Here is a 17,509-nt window from a genome sequence, read left to right on the forward strand (position 1 = left end):
GTTGGTCATGGTGGCCTACTGGACCTTCTACATCCGGTACGTGCGGCGGATTCCAGGATCGGAAGAATGGTACGACTCAGCCGAGCCGGAAGGCGCAGAAAGTGATGGCCTCCTCTTCATTTATCCTTATGGCACGCTCTTGATGGGCGCTGGCGGTGCCTTGGGGCTGGTCGTAAGTATGGGCCTTCCCGAGCCTGTCGAAAAAGTGTTAGGTGCTCTGTTCATGGCGGCCATACTCATCGCACTCATTGGGTTTACAGGCGCGTTCGGGATACCGCTTCCGTGGCCTTTTGTTCCGCATTGGGTCGTGGACATTCGCAAAGCAAAACGCGCTCGAAGGCGTGAGCGTAGACAAGCCTGGAAAAAGAGAGAGAAAAAATAAGCCTGGCAGCTTACTCAGCGGCTGAGGTCCCTGTGCAGTGGGTCTAGGGCTGAGCGTCGTCAGTTTTGTAGGTGAAAGTAGCGGCGATGCACGCTAGGCTTTTGGCATGAAGCATCGGAACGTTCAGATCAGCTCCGTCGCGGCGCTTGTCATGAGCCTTTTAGGCACGGCGTTCTTTGCTTTGGGGCGGGTCATATTTGGTGTCGGCGGATGGCTCGCATTCTTTACCCTTCCGGCCGGCGGCATCGTGGTCCTTGCGCTGTTAGTTTTGTGGCTCATCCCCGTACGTACCCCGAAGGAAGATGAAGGGGGCGGAACGTACAAGGCCTTCGGGTGGCGCGAGTCGTGGGCATTCATTGCTGTGACCGTGTTCCTCTTCCTTGCTGGCTTTTTTATCGTAGATCTCGGCGATACCGACGAGAGCGTGAAATCCGCCTTCACCCAGATTGTCGGTCGGTGGGCCCTAGACCTGTCCTCGATACTCTTTTGGCTCAGCGTTTTCGGGGTGATCGCCTCCTACGTTATCGGGGTCGTTGTGTCGGTGAAGGGGCAGAAGGCCGCTGACGAAGACCAGGCGCAGAGTTCAGGCCCGGAAAATGTAGGCGAGGCTCTCGGCTAGGACGAGCCCTAAATTGCCGTTTTCTGGGCCTGCCGATTAATGTTGCTGGGAGCGGATTCGCTGCCGTACGTGGCGCACCAGTTAAGTGCTGGTGTGGCTTGCGTGGGTAGGGAATACGCGGGGCTATAGCTCAGTCGGTTAGAGCTACGGACTCATAATCCGTTGGTCCCGGGTTCGAGCCCCGGTAGCCCCACAATTTAGAGCTTCAATGCTCTCCTTTTAGCAGGTGTTTCACGCTTGTTTCAACGTTGAGATGGTCCCATGTCTTGGGCCTGTTGTACCCTTAGCGGGAAGTGGAAGGAGGGCAAGCATGGAACAGTTTACGGCGCGGCAAATCGCCGAATGGTTTGTAGCGTGGGCTGATGAAACTGATGATGCTGACATTACGCAACTCAAACTTCAAAAGCTTCTCTACTATGCCAAAGGGCTGCATATGCGCTCTTCCGATGGCTTGCCGCTTTTTCCTGAACGAATGGAAGCCTGGGCTCATGGTCCAGTAGTCGTAGATATCTACCACGACATCAAGCACTATGGAAAGCTTCCCATAGACCCCGATGAGTTCGTCTCGGATGATTTCGACTGGGATGATTACCGCGACGTTGAGCAGGACTTGATTGAGGTATGGGATAAGTATGGCCCCTACTCTGCATGGGCTCTGCGGAATAAAACCCACACCGAGTCGCCGTGGAAAAAGAACTTCGTGGAGGGCAAACGCGGGTTAGAAATAACTGATGCCGATCTGAAGAACTACTTCTGCTAGCTGTGGGCACGAAAAGTAAACGACGGGGGAGTAGGCCAACCAGAGGGGTGAGGAGCGCCCCAGATTCAAGCGTCGTGGATGCTCTTCGTAGCTCGCGGGCTGACTATCCGCTCCTGTCAACGCGATTCCTGCAGCAGGGGTGGGGCTTCGAAGAACTAGATGATTCAATGCGCGCAGAGTTTCTGGAAAAGTGGCACAAGCGGTCAGTGCTTTCATGGAAAGAGCTGGCACAGCATCCCAGGCACGGACTCGGCTCAGAGTTTATTCCGGCAAGCGCTATCAAGCCTCAGATTCCGCGGCAATTTCAGGATGTGGAGAAATTCCGGGTTTACCGTCACAAAGGGAATCTTCCTTTCGCGGGCTGGAAAGACGGGGAAGTGTTTTATGTCATTTGGATTGAGAAAGCCTACAACGAGCTCTACATGCATTAGCTCATTTTCTGAGCCTTAGCGGTCCGCCAGCTAGGCGGCGCATTGCAAGGAATAGCTCCTCAATGCGAGAGATTGCTTAGCACCCGATACGATGACCACCATGAGCGTTGTCGAGATGGACCCGTTGATCGAGTCGCTGTACTACTGGTCCGACATCATAGGTGTCCTCCTCATGGGCATCATCGGTGGCACCATGGCCCGGCAGCGCGGCTATGACATCGTGGGTTTCTTCTTCATCGCGATGTTCTCTTCCCTCGGCGGCGGCATGATCCGTGACGTGCTCATTAACCGCGGCACCGTCGCCGCAATGAGCCAGCCGGAGTATCTCTACCTGGCGTTTACTGGCGCCATCATCGCCCGCTTCGTCTACTTCAAGGGCAAAACGTGGGACTACGTGCAGTCGCATGGTGATGCGGTGGTCTCGGCCCTGTGGGCGTCGACAGGCGCGCTCAAAGCCATCGCGTATGGCCTGCCCCTGATTCCCTGCATCATGATGGGTGTGTTCACGGCTACGGGCGGCTCCATGATCCGTGACATCGCCATGGGGCGCGAGCCCGCGGTCTTTGGTGATAACACCCCCACCGTGATCCCCGCGGTGGCCTGCGCGCTGGTGGTCTTGGGCGCAGACTCGGCCGGCTACTTGGCGTGGGGGGTTATTCTCGGGCCGGTTGTGTCCTTTGTCCTCACCATGCTGGGCATCTGGGCGGGCTGGCGCGTACCCGCTCGCCAGGAATGGGCGCCGGTCAATGACACCGCGGCTTACGTCATGGTCATGGCGCGCAAGGCGGAAAGCAAGGGGCGTGCCGTGGGGCGTCGTCTAGAGCCCACGAAGCTTCGCTCCTGGCGCCACAACCAGATGGAAAAGGCCCTGCAACGCCGCATCGAGCGCGAAGTCCGAGCCGGCAAGCGCCGTGCGGAAGCCGCCATCGATGCCTCCGAATTCCTCGACTCCTTCAACGAGGAAGTCGCAGAGATGTCGGAGATGATGGAGCCGGCCGTTGCGGAAGCGGAGTCCTCCGACTTCGGTGTGGACCTAAGCGGTGACTCCTACGAGGAACAGAGCGCTGAGGGGCCAACGCCGCGCGAGCTTTTGGATCGCATCTTGGCCGATGATCAGCTCACCGATGAATTGGTGGAAAGACTCATGCGCCGATATGAAAAAAGAGATGATTAGAACCTGAGAAATGCTTTAATCTAGTGATGAAAGTGAGGTGATGGACGCGTGACGTCGAGGCGTTCTTTTCTGGGCATGCTCGCGGCGCTGGCGGTGTCGGGCGTTGCGGCCCCCACGCTGGCGGGTTGCGGAACGGAACCGGAGCGCATGGATACCTCGGGAATGAATCTCATTACTACCGATATCTCGGAGCCGCAGCGCTCCCTCATCCCGGCCGATTCCAACGACGTGCCAGGCCAAACCATCATCAACCTGGTGTACTCGGGCCTGATGTACCTGGATAAGGACGGCGGCGCCCATTACGACATGGCGGAATCCGTCACGCAGGTTGATGACACCACGTTTGACGTGCAGATTCGTGAAGACGCGGTGTTCTCCGATGGCTCGAAGGTCAGCGCGCAGGACTTCGTCGATACGTGGAATACGGCAGTGCGCCAGTCCCTGCTTTCCGCACATCACTTTGCGCCGATTCTCGGTTTCAATGAAGGCAGGAAGGAGATGCGCGGGCTGACGGTGACGGGGGAGAAGTCCTTCCGCATTGAGCTCTCGCGCCCCACGGCGGGCTTCATTGAACGCTTGGGTTATTCCGTCTTTTTCCCCATGCGCTCTGCGGATCAGGACAAGCTGAGTGAGCGCGGCACGGACCCGATTGGCAGCGGGCCATACCTGTTGGCCTCGTGGGAACGTGAGAAGGCGTTGACCCTCGTGCCGAACCCGCGTTATAAAGGGCCGCGACACCCGCAGAATGAGGGCATTAAGTTCGTCGTGTACGCCTCGGAGGAGCAGGCCTACGAGGATCTTGTGGCGGGCCGGCTGGACGTGCTGACGCGCATCCCGGCGGAGAAGCTCGGAAGCTTCGAAAAGGAGCTCGGCGCGCGGGCCCTTACTAAGCCTGGCGGTTCGATCATGGAGATCACCATTCCCGCCAACGATGCCAATTTCCGCGGCGAGGCTGGCCGCCTGCGCCGCCGGGCCCTGTCCATGGCGGTAGACCGAGAAAAGATTGCGCGGGACATCTTCCACGACCGAGTGACTCCGGCCAACAGCTTCGTAGCGCCGCTCTTCGGCTCCCCACCGCCTGCGCCGGAAGGTGCTGACGTGCTGACCTACCAGCCGGATAGAGCCCGCGAGCTGTGGGAACAGGCGGAGAAGCTAGACCCCTTTAAGGGGACGTTCAGCATCGCGTTTAACGCCGATGGCGGCCACAAGACGTGGGTCGATGCGGTGGCTCAGCAGGTGACGGATACCCTCGGTGTGCTCGCCGAAAGCAAGGAATTTGGGACCTTGAAGGAATTGCGTCGAGAGGTCACAGCGCGGCACATTACCGGTGCTTTCAGGACGATTTGGCAGGCGGAATTTCCGGATGAGTCGACCTTCCTGGTGCCGCTGTTTGCCTCCTATTCCTCAGAAAACGAGTCAGGTTTTCGCAGCACCGAATACGACGAGTTGCTGAAGAAGGTAGGCCAGGCGAAGGACCGGGAGGAGGCCCAGGAGTACTACTTGCAGGCCCAGGAGCTGTTGCTGGAGAAGATGCCGGCGATTCCGCTGTGGACGACTAAGGCATTCAGCGCCTACGGCAAGGACATCATCCCTGCTGGCTACACGTGGAAGCCCACTCCGAACTACTATCTCATCCACCGCGCTTGAGATTCCAAGGGTTCTGTCAGGCTGTAGGACTAGGCTTGGCGCAATGCTGAAGTATTACTTTTTCGCCATTTGGCAGGCCTTCGTTGACCATGGTTTGCCACTGCTAGGAATGCTGTTGTTGGCGATTCTCATCCCGCGCATCGGCCGCTTGGCGGTGCGGGTCATTGAGTCCCGCCTCGATGAAAACCAAGAGTCCACCAAGGCGCGCTTGGCGCTGGCCGGCGCGCTGGTCTATGTGGCACAGGCGGTGGCGTACTTCCTGCTCGTGTTGGCGGCGCTGGCCAACGTTGGAGTGCCTCCCCTGGGCGCGGCCATCCCGGCAACCGTGGTCTCGGCTGCCGTCGGTTTCGGCGCACAGTCGATCATCGGTGATTTCCTCGCCGGTTTCTTTATCCTCTCGGAAAAGCAGTTCGGTGTGGGTGACTATGTCAGCTTCGACGGCGTGACCGGCGTGGAGGGCACCGTCGTATCGCTGACCTTGCGCACAACGACGGTGCGTACGCCGACCGGTGAAGTTGTCATGGTGCCGAACGGTTCGGCGGGCGTGGTCACAAATTACTCGCAAGAGTGGTCGCGCGCGGTGGTGGATATTGCCATCCCGGTCCATGAGGGCGATTCCGTGCAGGATCTGACCGAACAGGTAGAGAAGATTTCACAACGCGCCATCGATACCCCGGACATCCGCGCGGACGTGGCTGGTGAGCTCGACGTTCTGCCCGCTACTGGGTTGGTTGCTCCCACGGTGGCCGGCCAGCCATGGCAGGTGAAGTACCGCGTCTTGGTGCAGGTCAACCCCGCACGCCAGTGGGCGGTGGAGCGCGCGATCCGCTCGGCGCTGCTGTCTTCCTTCTGGGACCTGTACAAGCTGCCTAACGCTGAAAACGTCGCGGGTGAGGTACTGGAGGTGCTGGGCGGCGCGGTGGATGCCGATGCCCCCACTACCGTCATGCCGGCGGCAGGCGCTAACACCGAGTCGAGACAAGAGAGCTCGGCATCCGAGACGGAGGCTGTGGCCGCCGACGCTGTCGCTGACGCGGCCGCCGAAGCGCAAGACAGCAAGGATGACGGCCCAGGGCGCCCGGCCTATTCGGCCGAACCCGACGACGAGGAAGAGGATGATTACGGCCGCGGTATCTGGCGCGCGGATAAGCCGGAGAACAAGTGGGACTCCTTCTGGACGCTTGGCGGGCGCGTGCGCCGCTCCACTACAGGGCTTATCGCCGGGCTCGGCGCGATCAGTGTGCTGCTGTTAGCGTCCGCCAACCCAGACGGAGTGGAGAATGCCGGGTGGCTATCACCCTCGCGCTGGATGGGACAATCAGAGACAACGTCCGAGTCCACTCAGCCCTCCGAACCTTCGCCAACGCCACAAACCGCGCCGCAGGACGAGCCTTCCTATGTCTCCACGCCCGAGGAGCCGGCGGAAAGCGTACAGGGCACAGTCACTGATAGCGCCCCGGACAGTGAGGCCACCTACGCACCTGCGAATCCAGGGGAACCGACAACCCAAACACCAGCGGAGGAAGGGGTCTCCGAAACTCCCGCGCCCACTGAGGGCGCACAGGCTACCGCTACTGAAGGGGCCTCGGAGCCTTCCGCCGAGATGTAGACCCGAAGGGGGCCGAGAGGCGCTGCACAGAGAGAGGTGAGAGAGACGCTTGGAGAGGGCGCACGAGAGATATGAGTGATAGGGAAGTGCAGCGGCGTAATGCGCTACACCTTATGTATCGGCCCATCGCCACCGATCGTTAACGCAAGCAAGCTAGCTCACAACTCCCGCGCCCGGCCTATAGGTCAGCGCATGTGCCTGCCTTACGGGCGAGCCCGGCCTGAGTACATCATCCACGCGCAGCCAGTGCATCTGCGCCTCCTCGCGGCTCAGCGTGACGAAGCAATAGCCGTGGCTATCCAGCTCGACGTGATGGCACTGCGGGTTGGCCTGGCGTAGCACCTGTTCGGCGAGGCGGGAGACAGTATTGCCCGCGCGCAGGTTGAGCGCCTCGTTGATATTGGGCGCCGATACGGACCCACACACCATCTCCGCGGCGACAACTTCCTCGCCCTTGCTAATCGTATGCGCCCATTCGGTGTGGATATCGCCGGTGAGAAACAGGGCGTGGGCAGGGGAGGCGCGGAGGGCGTCGATAAGCGCGCGGCGTTCTGCGGAGTAACCATCCCACTGGTCCCCGTTGACGGGAATCCCTGTGATGTTCTTCGTCAGGGCGGCGGCCACCTGCGCGGTCAGCGAATTCTCCTGCAGTGACACCAGGTTCAGCGGGGCAAACATCACCGAATTGCCCAGCAGATTCCACGTGGCCTGCGAGGTCTCAATCTTTCCCAGCAGCCAGTCATACTGCTCCGAGCCCAGCATGCTCCGGCCCTCTTTCATAAACGCCACTGGGTTCCACGGCGTCTGCTGGTCGCGGTAGGTGCGCAGGTCCATCATGGTCAGCTCCGCCAAATCGCCGAAGGTCAGTGAGCGGTACAGATGCCCGTCCTCGGAAGGCGCGGTGGCGCGCACGGGCATCCACTCGAAGTAGGCGCGCATGGCCGCCGTTTGTCGTTCCTGCCAGCTTCCTTCCGTAGCGGGGTCGTGGTTCTCCGCGCCGCCGGCCCAGTTATCGTTGGCTGTTTCATGGTCATCCCACACCACGATCCACGGCAGAGCGGCATGCGCTGCCTGCAGGTCGGGGTCGGTGCGGTAGCGCCCGTAGCGCGTGCGGTAATCCGCCAGCGTGGTGATCTCGTGCGCGGGGTGGTGCAGGCGCACCGGCCCAAACCCGGAGTATTCGCCGGCGGCGTACTCGTAGATGTAATCGCCTAAGAACACCATGTAATCCAGCTGCCCGGAGTGCGCGCGCCGGGCGATGTCCGCGTAAGCACTGAAGAAGCCCGACTCCCAATTCGCGCAGGAGGCGACCCCAAACGTGAGCTGCTCCGGCGAGGCGGTGGCCGCGGGTGCGGTCTTGGTCCGCCCGATGGGGGAGGAGACACCATCGACGAGGAAGCGATAAAAATATTCGGTGTCCGGCTGCAGGCCGTGCGGGTCCACGTGGACAGTATGGTCACGGCTTGCGGAGGCAACCACAGTGCCGCGCTTGACGACGTCCCTCATCTCCCCATCCGCTGCCACCTCCCACTCCACGGTGACCGAAGGGCCTACGCCGCTGCCCGGCAGTGCCTCCTCTGTGGGCGTGATGCGCGTCCAGAGGATGACCGAATCCGGAATCGGATCGCCGGATGCCACTCCGTGCACGAAGGGCAGCGTGCCCGCGGGTGGCTCTACTAGCCCGAGGGAGGAGGTGGACGTGGGATCGGCTGCCGATGCTGAAGAGGCGACGAGGGAGGCGGCGGTGGCTGTGGCTAATCCAGAGGCGTGGAGGAGGCGGCGACGAGTCAGAGAGCGGCGCATGGCTCTACGGTTTCTCTGCTGAGGCGGTGTCGCAACTCGGGGACAGAGAATTCGCCCGCCGGTCAGGTGTGGTTTTCCGTGGCTTCACGTGTGCTTTACCCCTTGGGGTGGAGTAATTTCTTGCGGGGTGAGTTACGGGCTATAACTTATGCTTATGAAGAAGTTCTCTCGTGCGGTTCTCGCCGCCTCTGTCTCTGTTTCTCTCTCCCTGTCCGTTGTCGTCCCCGCTCAAGCGGAGACCGGCGCATCCTACGAGGAGGCCCCCACCGCGGTTTCCTCTCCGTCTGATACCGGCGACCTCGAGTCCGGCCTGTCTTCGGAGCTGGATGTTGAATCCTCCAGCAAGGAGCTGGGCTCCTCCACCGAAGGCACTGGCTCCTCCAGCAAGGAGGAAGATGACGCCGAATTCGAGCAGTCTTCCCAGGGCGAGAGGCTTGCCTTGGGCCTGGGCGTTAGCGCAGCGCTTCTCGCGGCCATCGCCGGCGGCGTGTTCTGGGCCGTGCAGCAGGGAATCATCCCGAACCCGCTGCCGGGCGTGATTCCTTCGCCGAAGGCACAGGAGCCCGCACCGGCCCCGGCACCTGCTCCGGCCCCCGCGCCCGCACCGCAGCCAGCTCCGGAACCAGCTCCTGCGCCGGCTCCCGCTCCTGCGCCTGCACCGAAGCCGGCACCTGCCCCCGCACCGAAGCCGGCACCGGCTCCGGCCTACTACTCTCGCTGCGCCGATGTGTGGAACGCGCTGGGCCGCCCCATCTACCCGAGCGACCCGGGCTTCCGCTCCAAGTTTGACCGCGATGGCGATGGCGTAGGCTGCGAGCGCGATCCTCGTTAAGCTGGAGCGCATGAGCGCTTTTTCTTCTCTTGAATCCTGGCCCGTCGATACCGTTGCCGGTGCCTTGCTGCACCGCGGTGAGGTAGTAGAACAGGTCGGTGATGTCTCCCGCCGCTTCCCAGTAGCCTCCGTGACCAAGCTGGTGGCTGCCTATGGGGTGATGGTGGCAGTAGAGGAGGGCGCTGTGGAGCTGGATCAGGCAGCCGGTCCTGAAGGCTCCACGCTGCGACACCTGTTGGCCCATGCCTCGGGGGTGGGCTTTGATACCCGGGAGTCTCAAAAACCGGTAGGAGAGCGCCGTATCTACTCCTCGGCGGGCTATGAGTGGGCTGCCGAGGTAGTCGAGGCTGCTACCGAGATTTCTTTTGCTGACTACCTTGCGGAAGGCGTGTGCGCTCCGCTGGGCATGCAGGCCACCACCCTGGAAGGCTCGGCCGGGCACGGCTTGGTTTCTAGTGTGGAGGACCTCTCCGCCTTTGCCGCCGAGGTGTACGCGCCGCGCCTGCTTGATCCCTCCACCGTGGAAGAGATGCGCAGCGTCCAGTTCCCGGGGCTGCGCGGGATTGTGCCGGGCTACGGCAGCTTCAAGGACTGCACGTGGGGGCTGGGCTTTGAAATCCACGGCGAAAAGAAGCAATGGATGGGCGGCTTGCCGGCCGATACCGTAGGCCACTTCGGCATGAGCGGAACCTACCTGTGGGTGGCTGGTGAGTGGGCGATGGTGGCGCTCACGGATCGCGACTTCGGAGACTGGTGCAAGCCGCTATGGGCCGAGACCAATACGGCGATCTGGGAGGAATGCCAGGCGCGCTAGCCATAGCCGCGGTGAAGAATTCGGGTGTCGTCGCGGCGCACAGACAGGCGCCACAACGGGGGTAGTGGGGCACCTGTGGCGACCGCGCGCACATGATGCTGATGAGCCCTCATGTGGCGCATGTGATTAATGGGGTGGATTTCCGGGCGAAAGTCTCAACCTGATATTGAGGCGGCGGGGGCTTAAGTGCAGGTTGAGGGTTGTTGTGGCCTAAGTGGCGGGGGAAAATCGTGGGCACACAACGACGCACCGAGTGGCCACATACCGTGGCCACACCAATCGGTGTTCGCGCCTCGGCGCGAGTGGCGTGATGAAGACAAGTTCGTAGGGGAAGACGAAGCTCGTCTTGCGTCGGCGCATGCCGGCGTGCCATCACTCGCACGTCAAAGGAGTTTAAGGAGTGAATCAACGCGTTCACCCGCAGGTAGCCGGTGCAACCGCGCCGGCCCCTTCAGTCAGCCCACTTGGCAGCCCAGCGGATACGTGGCCCAACCGCGCCTGCGGTGAGGTCTGCACCGCCGTGCTGCAGATCTCGGGCATGCCGCGCAGCCTGCGCCCGGCCATTGAGCGCGCCATGGCGCGCTGTATTCGCAGCGAAAGCGAATTCATCGTCCCCGGCGATGACCCGCTGACCGCCCAGTGGTGTACCCGCTGGCGCCGGGACCCGCTGTGGGACGTTGTCGGCATAAAAGCCGACAACGCAGGCTGCACCGGAATCGGTTGCCAGCAAGTGCTCACCGGAACGCCCAGCGAATTGGAAGCGCTGGGCCGCGCGGTGGAGATGCTGGCGGGGGAGTACGGTTTTCGGGGCGTCGTCAAGCGCGCCGTCTAAGTCGGTGAAGGCCTAGTCCGCGAAGGGATCGAAGATGCGCTCCGGCAGGTCCGCCACGGAGTCAATGATGCGCGTCGGGCGGAAAGGATAGCGCTCGATGATGCGGTCATCGCTGATGCCGGAGCGCACCAGGATGCTGCGCATGCCGGCCTCGAGGCCTGACTTGACGTCGGTATCCATGCGGTCACCGATCATGACGGTGTTTTCCGAGTGTGCGCCGATGTTGTTTAAGGCGCTGCGCATCATGACCGGGTTCGGCTTGCCCACGTAGTAGGGCTCGCGGTTGGTCGCCGCGGTGATGAGTGCGGCCACAGCACCCGTGGCCGGCAGCACGCCCTGCGGGGCCGGGCCCGTGACGTCCGGGTTAGTGGCAATGAAGCGCGCGCCGTTGCGGATGAGATTGATGGCCGTGGTGATGGCTTCAAAAGAATAGGTGCGGGTCTCGCCCAAGACCACGAAGTCCGCTTCTCGGTCGTTGAGGATCCAGCCGGCCTCGTGCAGCGCGGTGGTCAGGCCGGACTCGCCCACGACATAAGCCGTGGACAGCCCTGCCTGGTTGGAGAGGAAGGCCGCCGTGGCCGTCGCCGAGGTCCAGATACGCTCGGCCGGGATATCCAGTCCTGTGTTCTGAAGGCGTGCTGACAGGTCCCGCGGAGTGGACATCGAGTTATTGGTCAGCACCATGTACTCGATGTTGTTGTCCTTCAGCGCTTGGATGAATTTATCCGCGCCGGGAATCATCTCCCCTTCCTTGATGAGGACGCCGTCCATGTCAGAGAGGTAAGAAATCACGAGTGTTCCTCCACGTAGTCAGCAAGTTCGCCCACCGTGGTTACGGAGAGCATGGTTTCTTCATTAAGGCGGACCCCGCAGGCTTCCTCGAGGCGCACGGCTAATTCGATGCGCTCGAGTGATTCAACCCCCAGGTCCTCCAGCTTTGCTTCGCGCTCTAGTCCTTCCTCCACGCCGGTTACCTTCGTGATGAGGCGGGTGAGCTCGCTATAGGCGTCGCCGGTGGGTGCAGAATCCTGCTCTTCGGCCGGCGCGGAGCCGAAACGGGCTTGGAGTTGCGCTGAAAGGTCATTAGCCATGGGGCCCAGTCTAGTATTGAAATGTCATGGTTATTCGAGCACGTTCCTCCGCCGTCGCGCGCAGCTGGTCGCGCCGGGTTCGCCCCCGCATGCGCGCCATCGAGCACGCCGTCCACAATGAGCTGCATGATCTCACGACTGAACCGGGCCTGACTGCGGTGAGCGACTCGGGCTTCGTCGACAACGACGGCGTGCGCGTGGCGTGGTACGAGGTGGGCCCGGAGGACGCGGAGGTCACCGCGGTCTTCATCCACGGCTATTGCCTGTCTGCTGAGAGCTTCTATTCCCAGGTCAACGACGTGCGCCGCAACTATCCCACGGTGCGCTGCCTGCTTGTCGACGTTCGCGGCCACGGCCAATCCACCCACGTCGCCCCCGCGCAGTGCACGGTTCGGGGCGCGGCCGACGATGTGCTGGCCGTCATCGCTGAGCGTGCCGCCGAGGGGCCGTTGGTGCTGCTTGGGCACTCGATGGGCGGAATGATTGCGCTTAACCTGCTGCGCCGCGCACCGCGCCAGATCTTTGACCGCGTTGAGGGGATGGCGCTGGTGGCCACCTCTATGCAGCGCTTTGCCGCCGCAGGCGTGGCTCGCATCTTGGAATCGAAGACCCTCGGCGCGGTCTACCGCGCGTGCTTGAAGCTGCCCCGTCGGCTCAACCGGGTGCGCTTTGAGGTAGCGGCTGTCATCGCCCCGGCTTTCGCGGCGCTGCTGCAGGGCTTCCCACAAATGGACAAGCTGCAATTCCACGTGGCGATGCTGCTGGATACGCCGATGTCGAGCTATGCGGGCTTCTTCGATGACTTGGTGGAGCACTCTGAGTTCGGCGCAACGGCCCGGCTGCGCAGCGTGCCGGGCGAAATCGTGGTGGGCCAGCATGACATCGTGACCCCGCACCGCCAATCGGAGGTGATTGCCCGCCACTGGCCGGACTCCACCCTGACCGTCGTCGACGGTGCTGGCCACATGGTCATCTTGGAAGAGCCCAGCGAGGTCTCCAAGGCCTTGGGCCGGGTCCTCGATCGCGTGCTCGATGGCGACTAAGCCGCGCTAATGCCGGCTAAGTCCTTTGTCGACGGCGGCAGGGCCTTTTGTTGGCGGTGGCTGAGCCTCCTGTGGTGGTCGAACTGCCCGTTCTGCCAAAGTTAGAGCCTCTGATTCAAGATCTGGCCAGAACTTTGGCAACAACGACAGTTGCCGCCCCTCGGTTTAGGTAAGAAGAATGCCCCTCCTGCCCACAATGGGGCAGAAGGGGCCGGAGGGCTTGGGGCTGTTAAGCCCTAAGCCTTAATCCTCATCAGCCTTAATCCTCGTCGGAGGAGGTGGAGATGGTGGCGGTCGGGTCGTCGAGCTTCAGCTCACGAGCTGCCTTCTCCACGGTGCTGCGCTCCACCTTACCCTCGCGGGCCAGGCCCTCGAGGACGGCGACGACGATGGACTCGGCGTCGATGTTGAAGTAGCGGCGAGCGCCTTCGCGGGTATCGGAGAATCCGAAGCCATCTGCGCCCAGGACGATGTAGTCGCCCGGGACGTAGGGGCGAATCTGCTCCTGCAGGTCCGTAGCGAAGTCGGAGACACCGACGAACGGGCCCTCGAAGCCCTTGAGCTGGGAGGTAGCGAAAGCCTCGGTCGGCTCCGTGCCCTTGCGCAGTGCCTCCTGGTTACGGGCGGCGCCGTCGCGAGCCAGGTTGACCCACGAGGTGACGGAGAACAGCGAAGCCTTGACATCGAAGTCCTCAGCCAGGATCTCCTGGGCGCGCAGGGCCTCGTACATGCCCACACCGGAGGCCAGGATGTTGGCTGGGATGGAGCCGGACTCGGCGGTGTTGTAGTGGTAGATGCCCTTGTGCAGGCCCTCGACGTCGAGGTTCTCCGGCTCAGCAGGCTGCTTGACCGGCTCGTTGTACACGGTGATGTAGTACATGATCGGCTCGTTGTCCTCGCCGTACATGCGCTCAATACCGCGCGGAACCAGGTGAGCGATCTCGTAGCCGAAGGCCGGGTCGTAGACCTCCACGGCCGGGTTGGTCGACGCCAAGATCGGGGAGTGGCCGTCCATGTGCTGCAGGCCCTCACCGGTCAGGGTGGTGCGGCCGGCGGTAGCACCGATGATGAAGCCGCGGCCCAGCTGGTCGGCAGCAGCCCAGAAGGCATCGCCGGTGCGCTGGAAACCGAACATCGAGTAGAAGATGTACAGCGGAATCATCGCCTCGCCCTGGGTGGCGTAGGAGGTAGCAGCTGCGGTGAAGGAGGCTGCGGCACCGGCCTCGGAAATGCCCTCGTGCAGAATCTGACCATCCGTGGCCTCGCGGTAGGAGAGCATGAGGTCGTGGTCCACCGGGACGTAATTCTGGCCACGCGGGTTCCAAATCTTCAGGGTGGGGAACCAGGAGTCCATACCGAAGGTGCGGGCCTCATCCGGAATGATCGGCACGACGCGCTTGCCCAGCTCCTTGTCGCGCATGAGCTCCTTGAAGGTACGCACCAGCGCCATGGTGGTGGCGACGTCCTGCTTGCCGGAACCCTTGCGGACCGAGCGCAGCTTGGACAGATCCGGGGTGGTCAGCGTCTCGAAGTTCTCGCGGCGCTCCGGCAGGAAGCCGCCCAGCTCTTTACGACGCTCCAGCATGTACTTGATCTCCGGAGCATCCTTGCCCGGGTGGTAGTACGGCGGCAGGTACGGATCGGCCTCGAGCTGCTCGTCGCTGATCGGGATGCCCTGCTTATCGCGGAAGAGCTTGAGATCCTCCAGCGTCAGCTTCTTCATCTGGTGGGTAGCGTTGCGGCCCTCGAAGTTGTGGCCCAGGCCGTAGCCCTTAATGGTGTGGGCCAGGATGACCGTCGGGCGGCCGGTGCCCGCGTAGCTCAACGCCTTGTCGTATGCGGCGTAGATCTTGCGGTAGTCGTGGCCACCGCGGCGCAGTGCCCAAATCTCATCATCGGACATGTCCTCCACCAGCTTGAGCGTGCGCTCATCGCGGCCGAAGAAGTGCTCGCGCACGTAGGCGCCGTCGTTAGCCTTGAAGGTCTGGTAGTCACCATCAGACGTGGTGTTCATGATGTTGACCAGGGCGCCGTCCTTGTCGGCTTCCAGCAGCTTGTCCCAGCCGCGGCCCCAGACAATCTTGATGACGGACCAGCCGGCACCGCGGAAGAAGGACTCCAGCTCCTGAATGATCTGGGTGTTACCGCGCACCGGACCATCGAGACGCTGCAGGTTACAGTTCACCACGAAGGTCAGGTTATCCAGCTCATAGAGGGAAGCCATCTGCAGCAGACCACGGGACTCCGGCTCATCCATCTCGCCGTCGCCGAGGAAGGCCCAGACATGCTGCTTGGAGGTGTCCTTGATGCCGCGGGTTTCCAGGTACTTATTGAAGCGTGCCTGGTAGATAGCGTTGATGGGGCCCAGGCCCATGGACACGGTGGGAAACTCCCAGAAGTCCGGCATCAGGCGTGGGTGCGGGTAGGACGGCAGACCATTGCCCTCGCCGCGGGAGTGCTCCTGGCGGAAGCCATCGAGGTCTTCCTCGCTCAGGCGGCCCTCCATGAAGGCGCGGGCGTAGACACCCGGGGAGGCGTGGCCTTGGAAGAAGACCTGGTCGCCGCCGGAGGGATCATCCTTGCCCTTGAAGAAGTGGTTCAGGCCCACCTCATACAGCGGGGCAGCGCCTGCGTAGGTGGAGATGTGGCCACCGACGCCGATGCCCGGGCGCTGTGCGCGGTGCACCATGATGGCCGCGTTCCAGCGGATCCAGCGGCGGTAGCGCTTCTCCAACTCCTCATCGCCCGGGAACTCTGGCTCCAGGGAGGTAGGGATGGTGTTAACAAAATCCGAGGACGTCAGCGACGGCAACGGCACGCGCTTGGCGGTAGCGCGCTCAAGAAGGCGCAGCATGAGGTAGCGGGCGCGCTCCGGATCGGAAGAATCTAGAAGACCGTCGAGGGAGTCCATCCACTCGCGGGTCTCCTCGGGGTCGGAGTCATGCAGGTATGCTGCCACGCCATCGCGAACGATGGGAAAGTTGGAGTCGCCGTTGTGGGCGTCCAAGTCGGCCATTAAATCCTCCTGGGTCGTAGTACACAGATCTTGCTCTAGGATACGCGCCCCTTTCGCGGTGGGTCACTCGGAGGCCCCCACGGGTGGTTTTATGGGGGAAAATGTCCACCTCTGGGGAGGAACGGGGGAGGTTTGACGCGAAAAAGTGCACCGTAGACGTTAAAATACTCTGCATGACATCAACTACTTCATCGGAAGGAACTCAACGAGTGACGGGATTCGCAGCCAAGCTCGGCATCGAGGAGGGCCAGATTGCCCTAGAACTTGGTTGGGACGAAGACTGTGACTCCACGATTTCTGAGTCCATCGAGGACGTGTTGGGGGAGGACTTCCTCGAGGAAGAGACCGACGAGTTGTGCGACCTTGTGCTGCTGTGGTGGCGCGCGGAGGACGGCGACTTGGTCGATGGGCTGGTGGATGCCACCCGTCCCTTGGGCGATTCCGGCCGCATCTGGCTGCTGACCCCAGGAGCTGGAAAGCCAGGCAACTTGGAGCCAGGCGAGATCTCCGAATCTGCACAATTGGCCGGCCTCGTACAGACCAAGGCCGAGCGCCTCGGCGAGTGGCAGGGGTCCTGCCTCGTGGCCCGCGGCTACACCAAGAAGCCCTAAGGAATAATCGCAGGATGTACCTGCTCACGCGGCATTCGCAGCGGCGAATCACACCCCGATTTGTTGCTGCGGGTGCCCATGGGCTAATCTTGTTCGAGCACACCAAGTGCACTGCGGCTTTAGCTCAGCTGGAAGAGCAACTGGTTTACACCCAGTAGGTCGGGGGTTCGATCCCCTCAGGCCGCACCAAATGAAACCCCTTTCCGTTAAGTCGGAGAGGGGTTTCGTCGTGCTCGGAGGCCGGTGCTCTAGGGGTTGAGGGCCGCTTTGATGGTCGGGCTTAAGGGACATTTCGTGTGGATTTGCGGCGTGTCGCGTTAAGGGACATTTCGTGTGGATTTAGGCGCGTCCGGCCCATCCTTTTCTTACGCCTAAGCTGGGGTTCCACTCATTGTCGATGCCGGTATCGAATGTGGCGGGTCGCCCGTCGGGGTGGCCGCGTCGTTTACGTTCTTCTTGTGCCCAGGCTGCGCGTGCGGCTTTTTCTCCTTGGCGTCCGAAGTCTTGTTGCTTGGCTAACTCCAGTGGCGCTACCGGGTCTTCGGTGTGGGTGTAGAGCCACCAGTCCATGGTGATGCGCTGATGCTCATCGAACATGCCACGATGATTGCCCGCTAAGTCTTTGAGCTGTTTGTTGATGCCGCCTTCCAGCAGGTTTGTGGTGGCTTTTAAGTCCTGTGTGACACCTTCAGGCGGGTCAAGGAAGGTAAATAATTGTCCTGCGTGGATGAGTTTTTCTAGCCGTTTTAGAGCCTTACGGGCGTTGCGGTGGGTGTACCACCATTTCTGGTTGGCGCTGACCCATTTCGGCACTTGGCCTGCCGGTATAGCACTGCGGTAGGTGC

Annotated in this window: 16 protein-coding genes, 2 tRNA genes and 1 pseudogene; 14 read left to right on the forward strand and 5 right to left on the reverse strand. The window is 61.9% G+C overall.

Translation table 11 applies throughout. From position 1 onward, the window contains the following. Positions 1–7 precede the first annotated feature (7 nt). The 8 genes from HMPREF2932_RS12655 to HMPREF2932_RS12690 all read left to right on the forward strand — a co-directional run bounded on the left by HMPREF2932_RS12655 (position 8) and on the right by HMPREF2932_RS12690 (position 6,622). On the forward strand, positions 8–382 hold the full coding sequence (locus tag HMPREF2932_RS12655) for a hypothetical protein (protein ID WP_246818681.1): 375 nt from the start codon (positions 8–10) through the stop codon (positions 380–382). A gap of 106 nt (positions 383–488) precedes the next feature. Then, positions 489–1,001, forward strand: coding sequence for a hypothetical protein (locus tag HMPREF2932_RS12660; protein WP_071410302.1), 513 nt, complete (start codon positions 489–491; stop codon positions 999–1,001). Between the two features lie 119 nt (positions 1,002–1,120). Then, a tRNA-Ile gene (locus HMPREF2932_RS12665) sits at positions 1,121–1,194 on the forward strand. Between the two features lie 117 nt (positions 1,195–1,311). Then, positions 1,312–1,761 carry a Panacea domain-containing protein gene (locus HMPREF2932_RS12670; RefSeq protein ID WP_071410303.1) on the forward strand — a complete coding sequence of 150 codons (450 nt, stop codon included), beginning with the start codon at positions 1,312–1,314 and terminating at the stop codon, positions 1,759–1,761. Between the two features lie 74 nt (positions 1,762–1,835). Next, entirely contained in the window at positions 1,836–2,192 is a 357-nt protein-coding gene (locus HMPREF2932_RS12675) for a hypothetical protein (RefSeq protein ID WP_070510638.1), read from the forward strand. Between the two features lie 100 nt (positions 2,193–2,292). Further along, on the forward strand, positions 2,293–3,366 hold the full coding sequence (locus HMPREF2932_RS12680; RefSeq protein ID WP_046647250.1) for a trimeric intracellular cation channel family protein: 1,074 nt from the start codon (positions 2,293–2,295) through the stop codon (positions 3,364–3,366). A 48-nt stretch (positions 3,367–3,414) separates the two neighbouring features. Continuing rightward, positions 3,415–5,013: a peptide ABC transporter substrate-binding protein gene (locus HMPREF2932_RS12685; RefSeq protein ID WP_232745382.1), complete on the forward strand. Its 1,599-nt coding sequence runs from the start codon at positions 3,415–3,417 to the stop codon at positions 5,011–5,013. A gap of 43 nt (positions 5,014–5,056) precedes the next feature. Further along, entirely contained in the window at positions 5,057–6,622 is a 1,566-nt protein-coding gene (locus HMPREF2932_RS12690) for a mechanosensitive ion channel family protein (RefSeq protein ID WP_071410304.1), read from the forward strand. Between the two features lie 153 nt (positions 6,623–6,775). Here the strand turns inward: HMPREF2932_RS12690 and HMPREF2932_RS12695 are convergent, their stop codons facing one another. Continuing rightward, positions 6,776–8,425: an alkaline phosphatase D family protein gene (locus HMPREF2932_RS12695; RefSeq protein WP_070753956.1), complete on the reverse strand. Its 1,650-nt coding sequence runs from the start codon at positions 8,423–8,425 to the stop codon at positions 6,776–6,778. A 154-nt stretch (positions 8,426–8,579) separates the two neighbouring features. Here HMPREF2932_RS12695 and HMPREF2932_RS12700 point away from each other — a divergent pair, with 154 nt between their 5' ends. The 3 genes from HMPREF2932_RS12700 (at position 8,580) to HMPREF2932_RS12710 (ending at position 10,903) form a co-directional block, all read left to right on the forward strand. Next, entirely contained in the window at positions 8,580–9,257 is a 678-nt protein-coding gene (locus HMPREF2932_RS12700; RefSeq protein ID WP_049156869.1) for an excalibur calcium-binding domain-containing protein, read from the forward strand. Between the two features lie 10 nt (positions 9,258–9,267). Further along, positions 9,268–10,071: a serine hydrolase domain-containing protein gene (locus HMPREF2932_RS12705; protein WP_049156839.1), complete on the forward strand. Its 804-nt coding sequence runs from the start codon at positions 9,268–9,270 to the stop codon at positions 10,069–10,071. Between the two features lie 400 nt (positions 10,072–10,471). After that, complete coding sequence (locus tag HMPREF2932_RS12710; protein ID WP_071410305.1) at positions 10,472–10,903, forward strand: hypothetical protein; 432 nt, start codon at positions 10,472–10,474, stop codon at positions 10,901–10,903. Between the two features lie 12 nt (positions 10,904–10,915). On the opposite strand, the gene HMPREF2932_RS12715 is transcribed toward HMPREF2932_RS12710, so the two are convergent. Next, the gene (locus tag HMPREF2932_RS12715) at positions 10,916–11,674 is read right to left on the reverse strand and encodes an HAD-IIA family hydrolase (protein ID WP_158396164.1); all 759 of its coding nucleotides are present in this window, start codon (positions 11,672–11,674) and stop codon (positions 10,916–10,918) included. A gap of 17 nt (positions 11,675–11,691) precedes the next feature. Continuing rightward, positions 11,692–11,994 (reverse strand): acyl carrier protein, encoded by a 303-nt coding sequence (locus HMPREF2932_RS12720; protein WP_070700662.1) that lies wholly within the window; start codon positions 11,992–11,994, stop codon positions 11,692–11,694. A 26-nt stretch (positions 11,995–12,020) separates the two neighbouring features. On the opposite strand from HMPREF2932_RS12720, the gene HMPREF2932_RS12725 reads away from it, so the two are divergent. After that, positions 12,021–13,037: an alpha/beta fold hydrolase gene (locus tag HMPREF2932_RS12725; RefSeq protein ID WP_071410306.1), complete on the forward strand. Its 1,017-nt coding sequence runs from the start codon at positions 12,021–12,023 to the stop codon at positions 13,035–13,037. 259 nt (positions 13,038–13,296) lie between these two features. Here the strand turns inward: HMPREF2932_RS12725 and aceE are convergent, their stop codons facing one another. Beyond that, positions 13,297–16,053 carry a pyruvate dehydrogenase (acetyl-transferring), homodimeric type gene (gene aceE, locus HMPREF2932_RS12730; protein WP_071410307.1) on the reverse strand — a complete coding sequence of 919 codons (2,757 nt, stop codon included), beginning with the start codon at positions 16,051–16,053 and terminating at the stop codon, positions 13,297–13,299. 173 nt (positions 16,054–16,226) lie between these two features. Between aceE and HMPREF2932_RS12735 the strand changes: the two genes are divergently transcribed. Both HMPREF2932_RS12735 and HMPREF2932_RS12740 read left to right on the forward strand, forming a co-directional pair. After that, a complete protein-coding gene (locus HMPREF2932_RS12735) occupies positions 16,227–16,664 on the forward strand; it encodes a DUF3052 domain-containing protein (RefSeq protein WP_046647091.1) in 438 nt (145 codons plus the stop codon). 113 nt (positions 16,665–16,777) lie between these two features. Continuing rightward, positions 16,778–16,853: transfer RNA gene (locus HMPREF2932_RS12740), tRNA-Val, on the forward strand. Between the two features lie 150 nt (positions 16,854–17,003). Here HMPREF2932_RS12740 and HMPREF2932_RS12745 read toward each other — a convergent pair. Next, positions 17,004–17,509: pseudogene (locus tag HMPREF2932_RS12745) on the reverse strand (IS256 family transposase); the annotation flags it as partial.

Origin of the sequence: Corynebacterium sp. HMSC074H12 (genome assembly GCF_001813755.1) — a bacterium.
Taxonomy (GTDB): domain Bacteria; phylum Actinomycetota; class Actinomycetes; order Mycobacteriales; family Mycobacteriaceae; genus Corynebacterium; species Corynebacterium hiratae.

Coding starts and splice junctions, on each gene's coding strand:
- aceE (WP_071410307.1), bottom strand. CDS start 16,053: ATGGCCGACTTGGACGCCCACAACGGCGACTCCAACTTTCCCATCGTT.
- HMPREF2932_RS12680 (WP_046647250.1), top strand. CDS start 2,293: ATGAGCGTTGTCGAGATGGACCCGTTGATCGAGTCGCTGTACTACTGG.
- HMPREF2932_RS12690 (WP_071410304.1), top strand. CDS start 5,057: ATGCTGAAGTATTACTTTTTCGCCATTTGGCAGGCCTTCGTTGACCAT.
- HMPREF2932_RS12720 (WP_070700662.1), bottom strand. CDS start 11,994: ATGGCTAATGACCTTTCAGCGCAACTCCAAGCCCGTTTCGGCTCCGCG.
- HMPREF2932_RS12655 (WP_246818681.1), top strand. CDS start 8: ATGGTGGCCTACTGGACCTTCTACATCCGGTACGTGCGGCGGATTCCA.
- HMPREF2932_RS12715 (WP_158396164.1), bottom strand. CDS start 11,674: ATGGACGGCGTCCTCATCAAGGAAGGGGAGATGATTCCCGGCGCGGAT.
- HMPREF2932_RS12705 (WP_049156839.1), top strand. CDS start 9,268: ATGAGCGCTTTTTCTTCTCTTGAATCCTGGCCCGTCGATACCGTTGCC.
- HMPREF2932_RS12725 (WP_071410306.1), top strand. CDS start 12,021: ATGGTTATTCGAGCACGTTCCTCCGCCGTCGCGCGCAGCTGGTCGCGC.
- HMPREF2932_RS12700 (WP_049156869.1), top strand. CDS start 8,580: ATGAAGAAGTTCTCTCGTGCGGTTCTCGCCGCCTCTGTCTCTGTTTCT.
- HMPREF2932_RS12695 (WP_070753956.1), bottom strand. CDS start 8,425: ATGCGCCGCTCTCTGACTCGTCGCCGCCTCCTCCACGCCTCTGGATTA.
- HMPREF2932_RS12735 (WP_046647091.1), top strand. CDS start 16,227: ATGACATCAACTACTTCATCGGAAGGAACTCAACGAGTGACGGGATTC.
- HMPREF2932_RS12670 (WP_071410303.1), top strand. CDS start 1,312: ATGGAACAGTTTACGGCGCGGCAAATCGCCGAATGGTTTGTAGCGTGG.
- HMPREF2932_RS12660 (WP_071410302.1), top strand. CDS start 489: ATGAAGCATCGGAACGTTCAGATCAGCTCCGTCGCGGCGCTTGTCATG.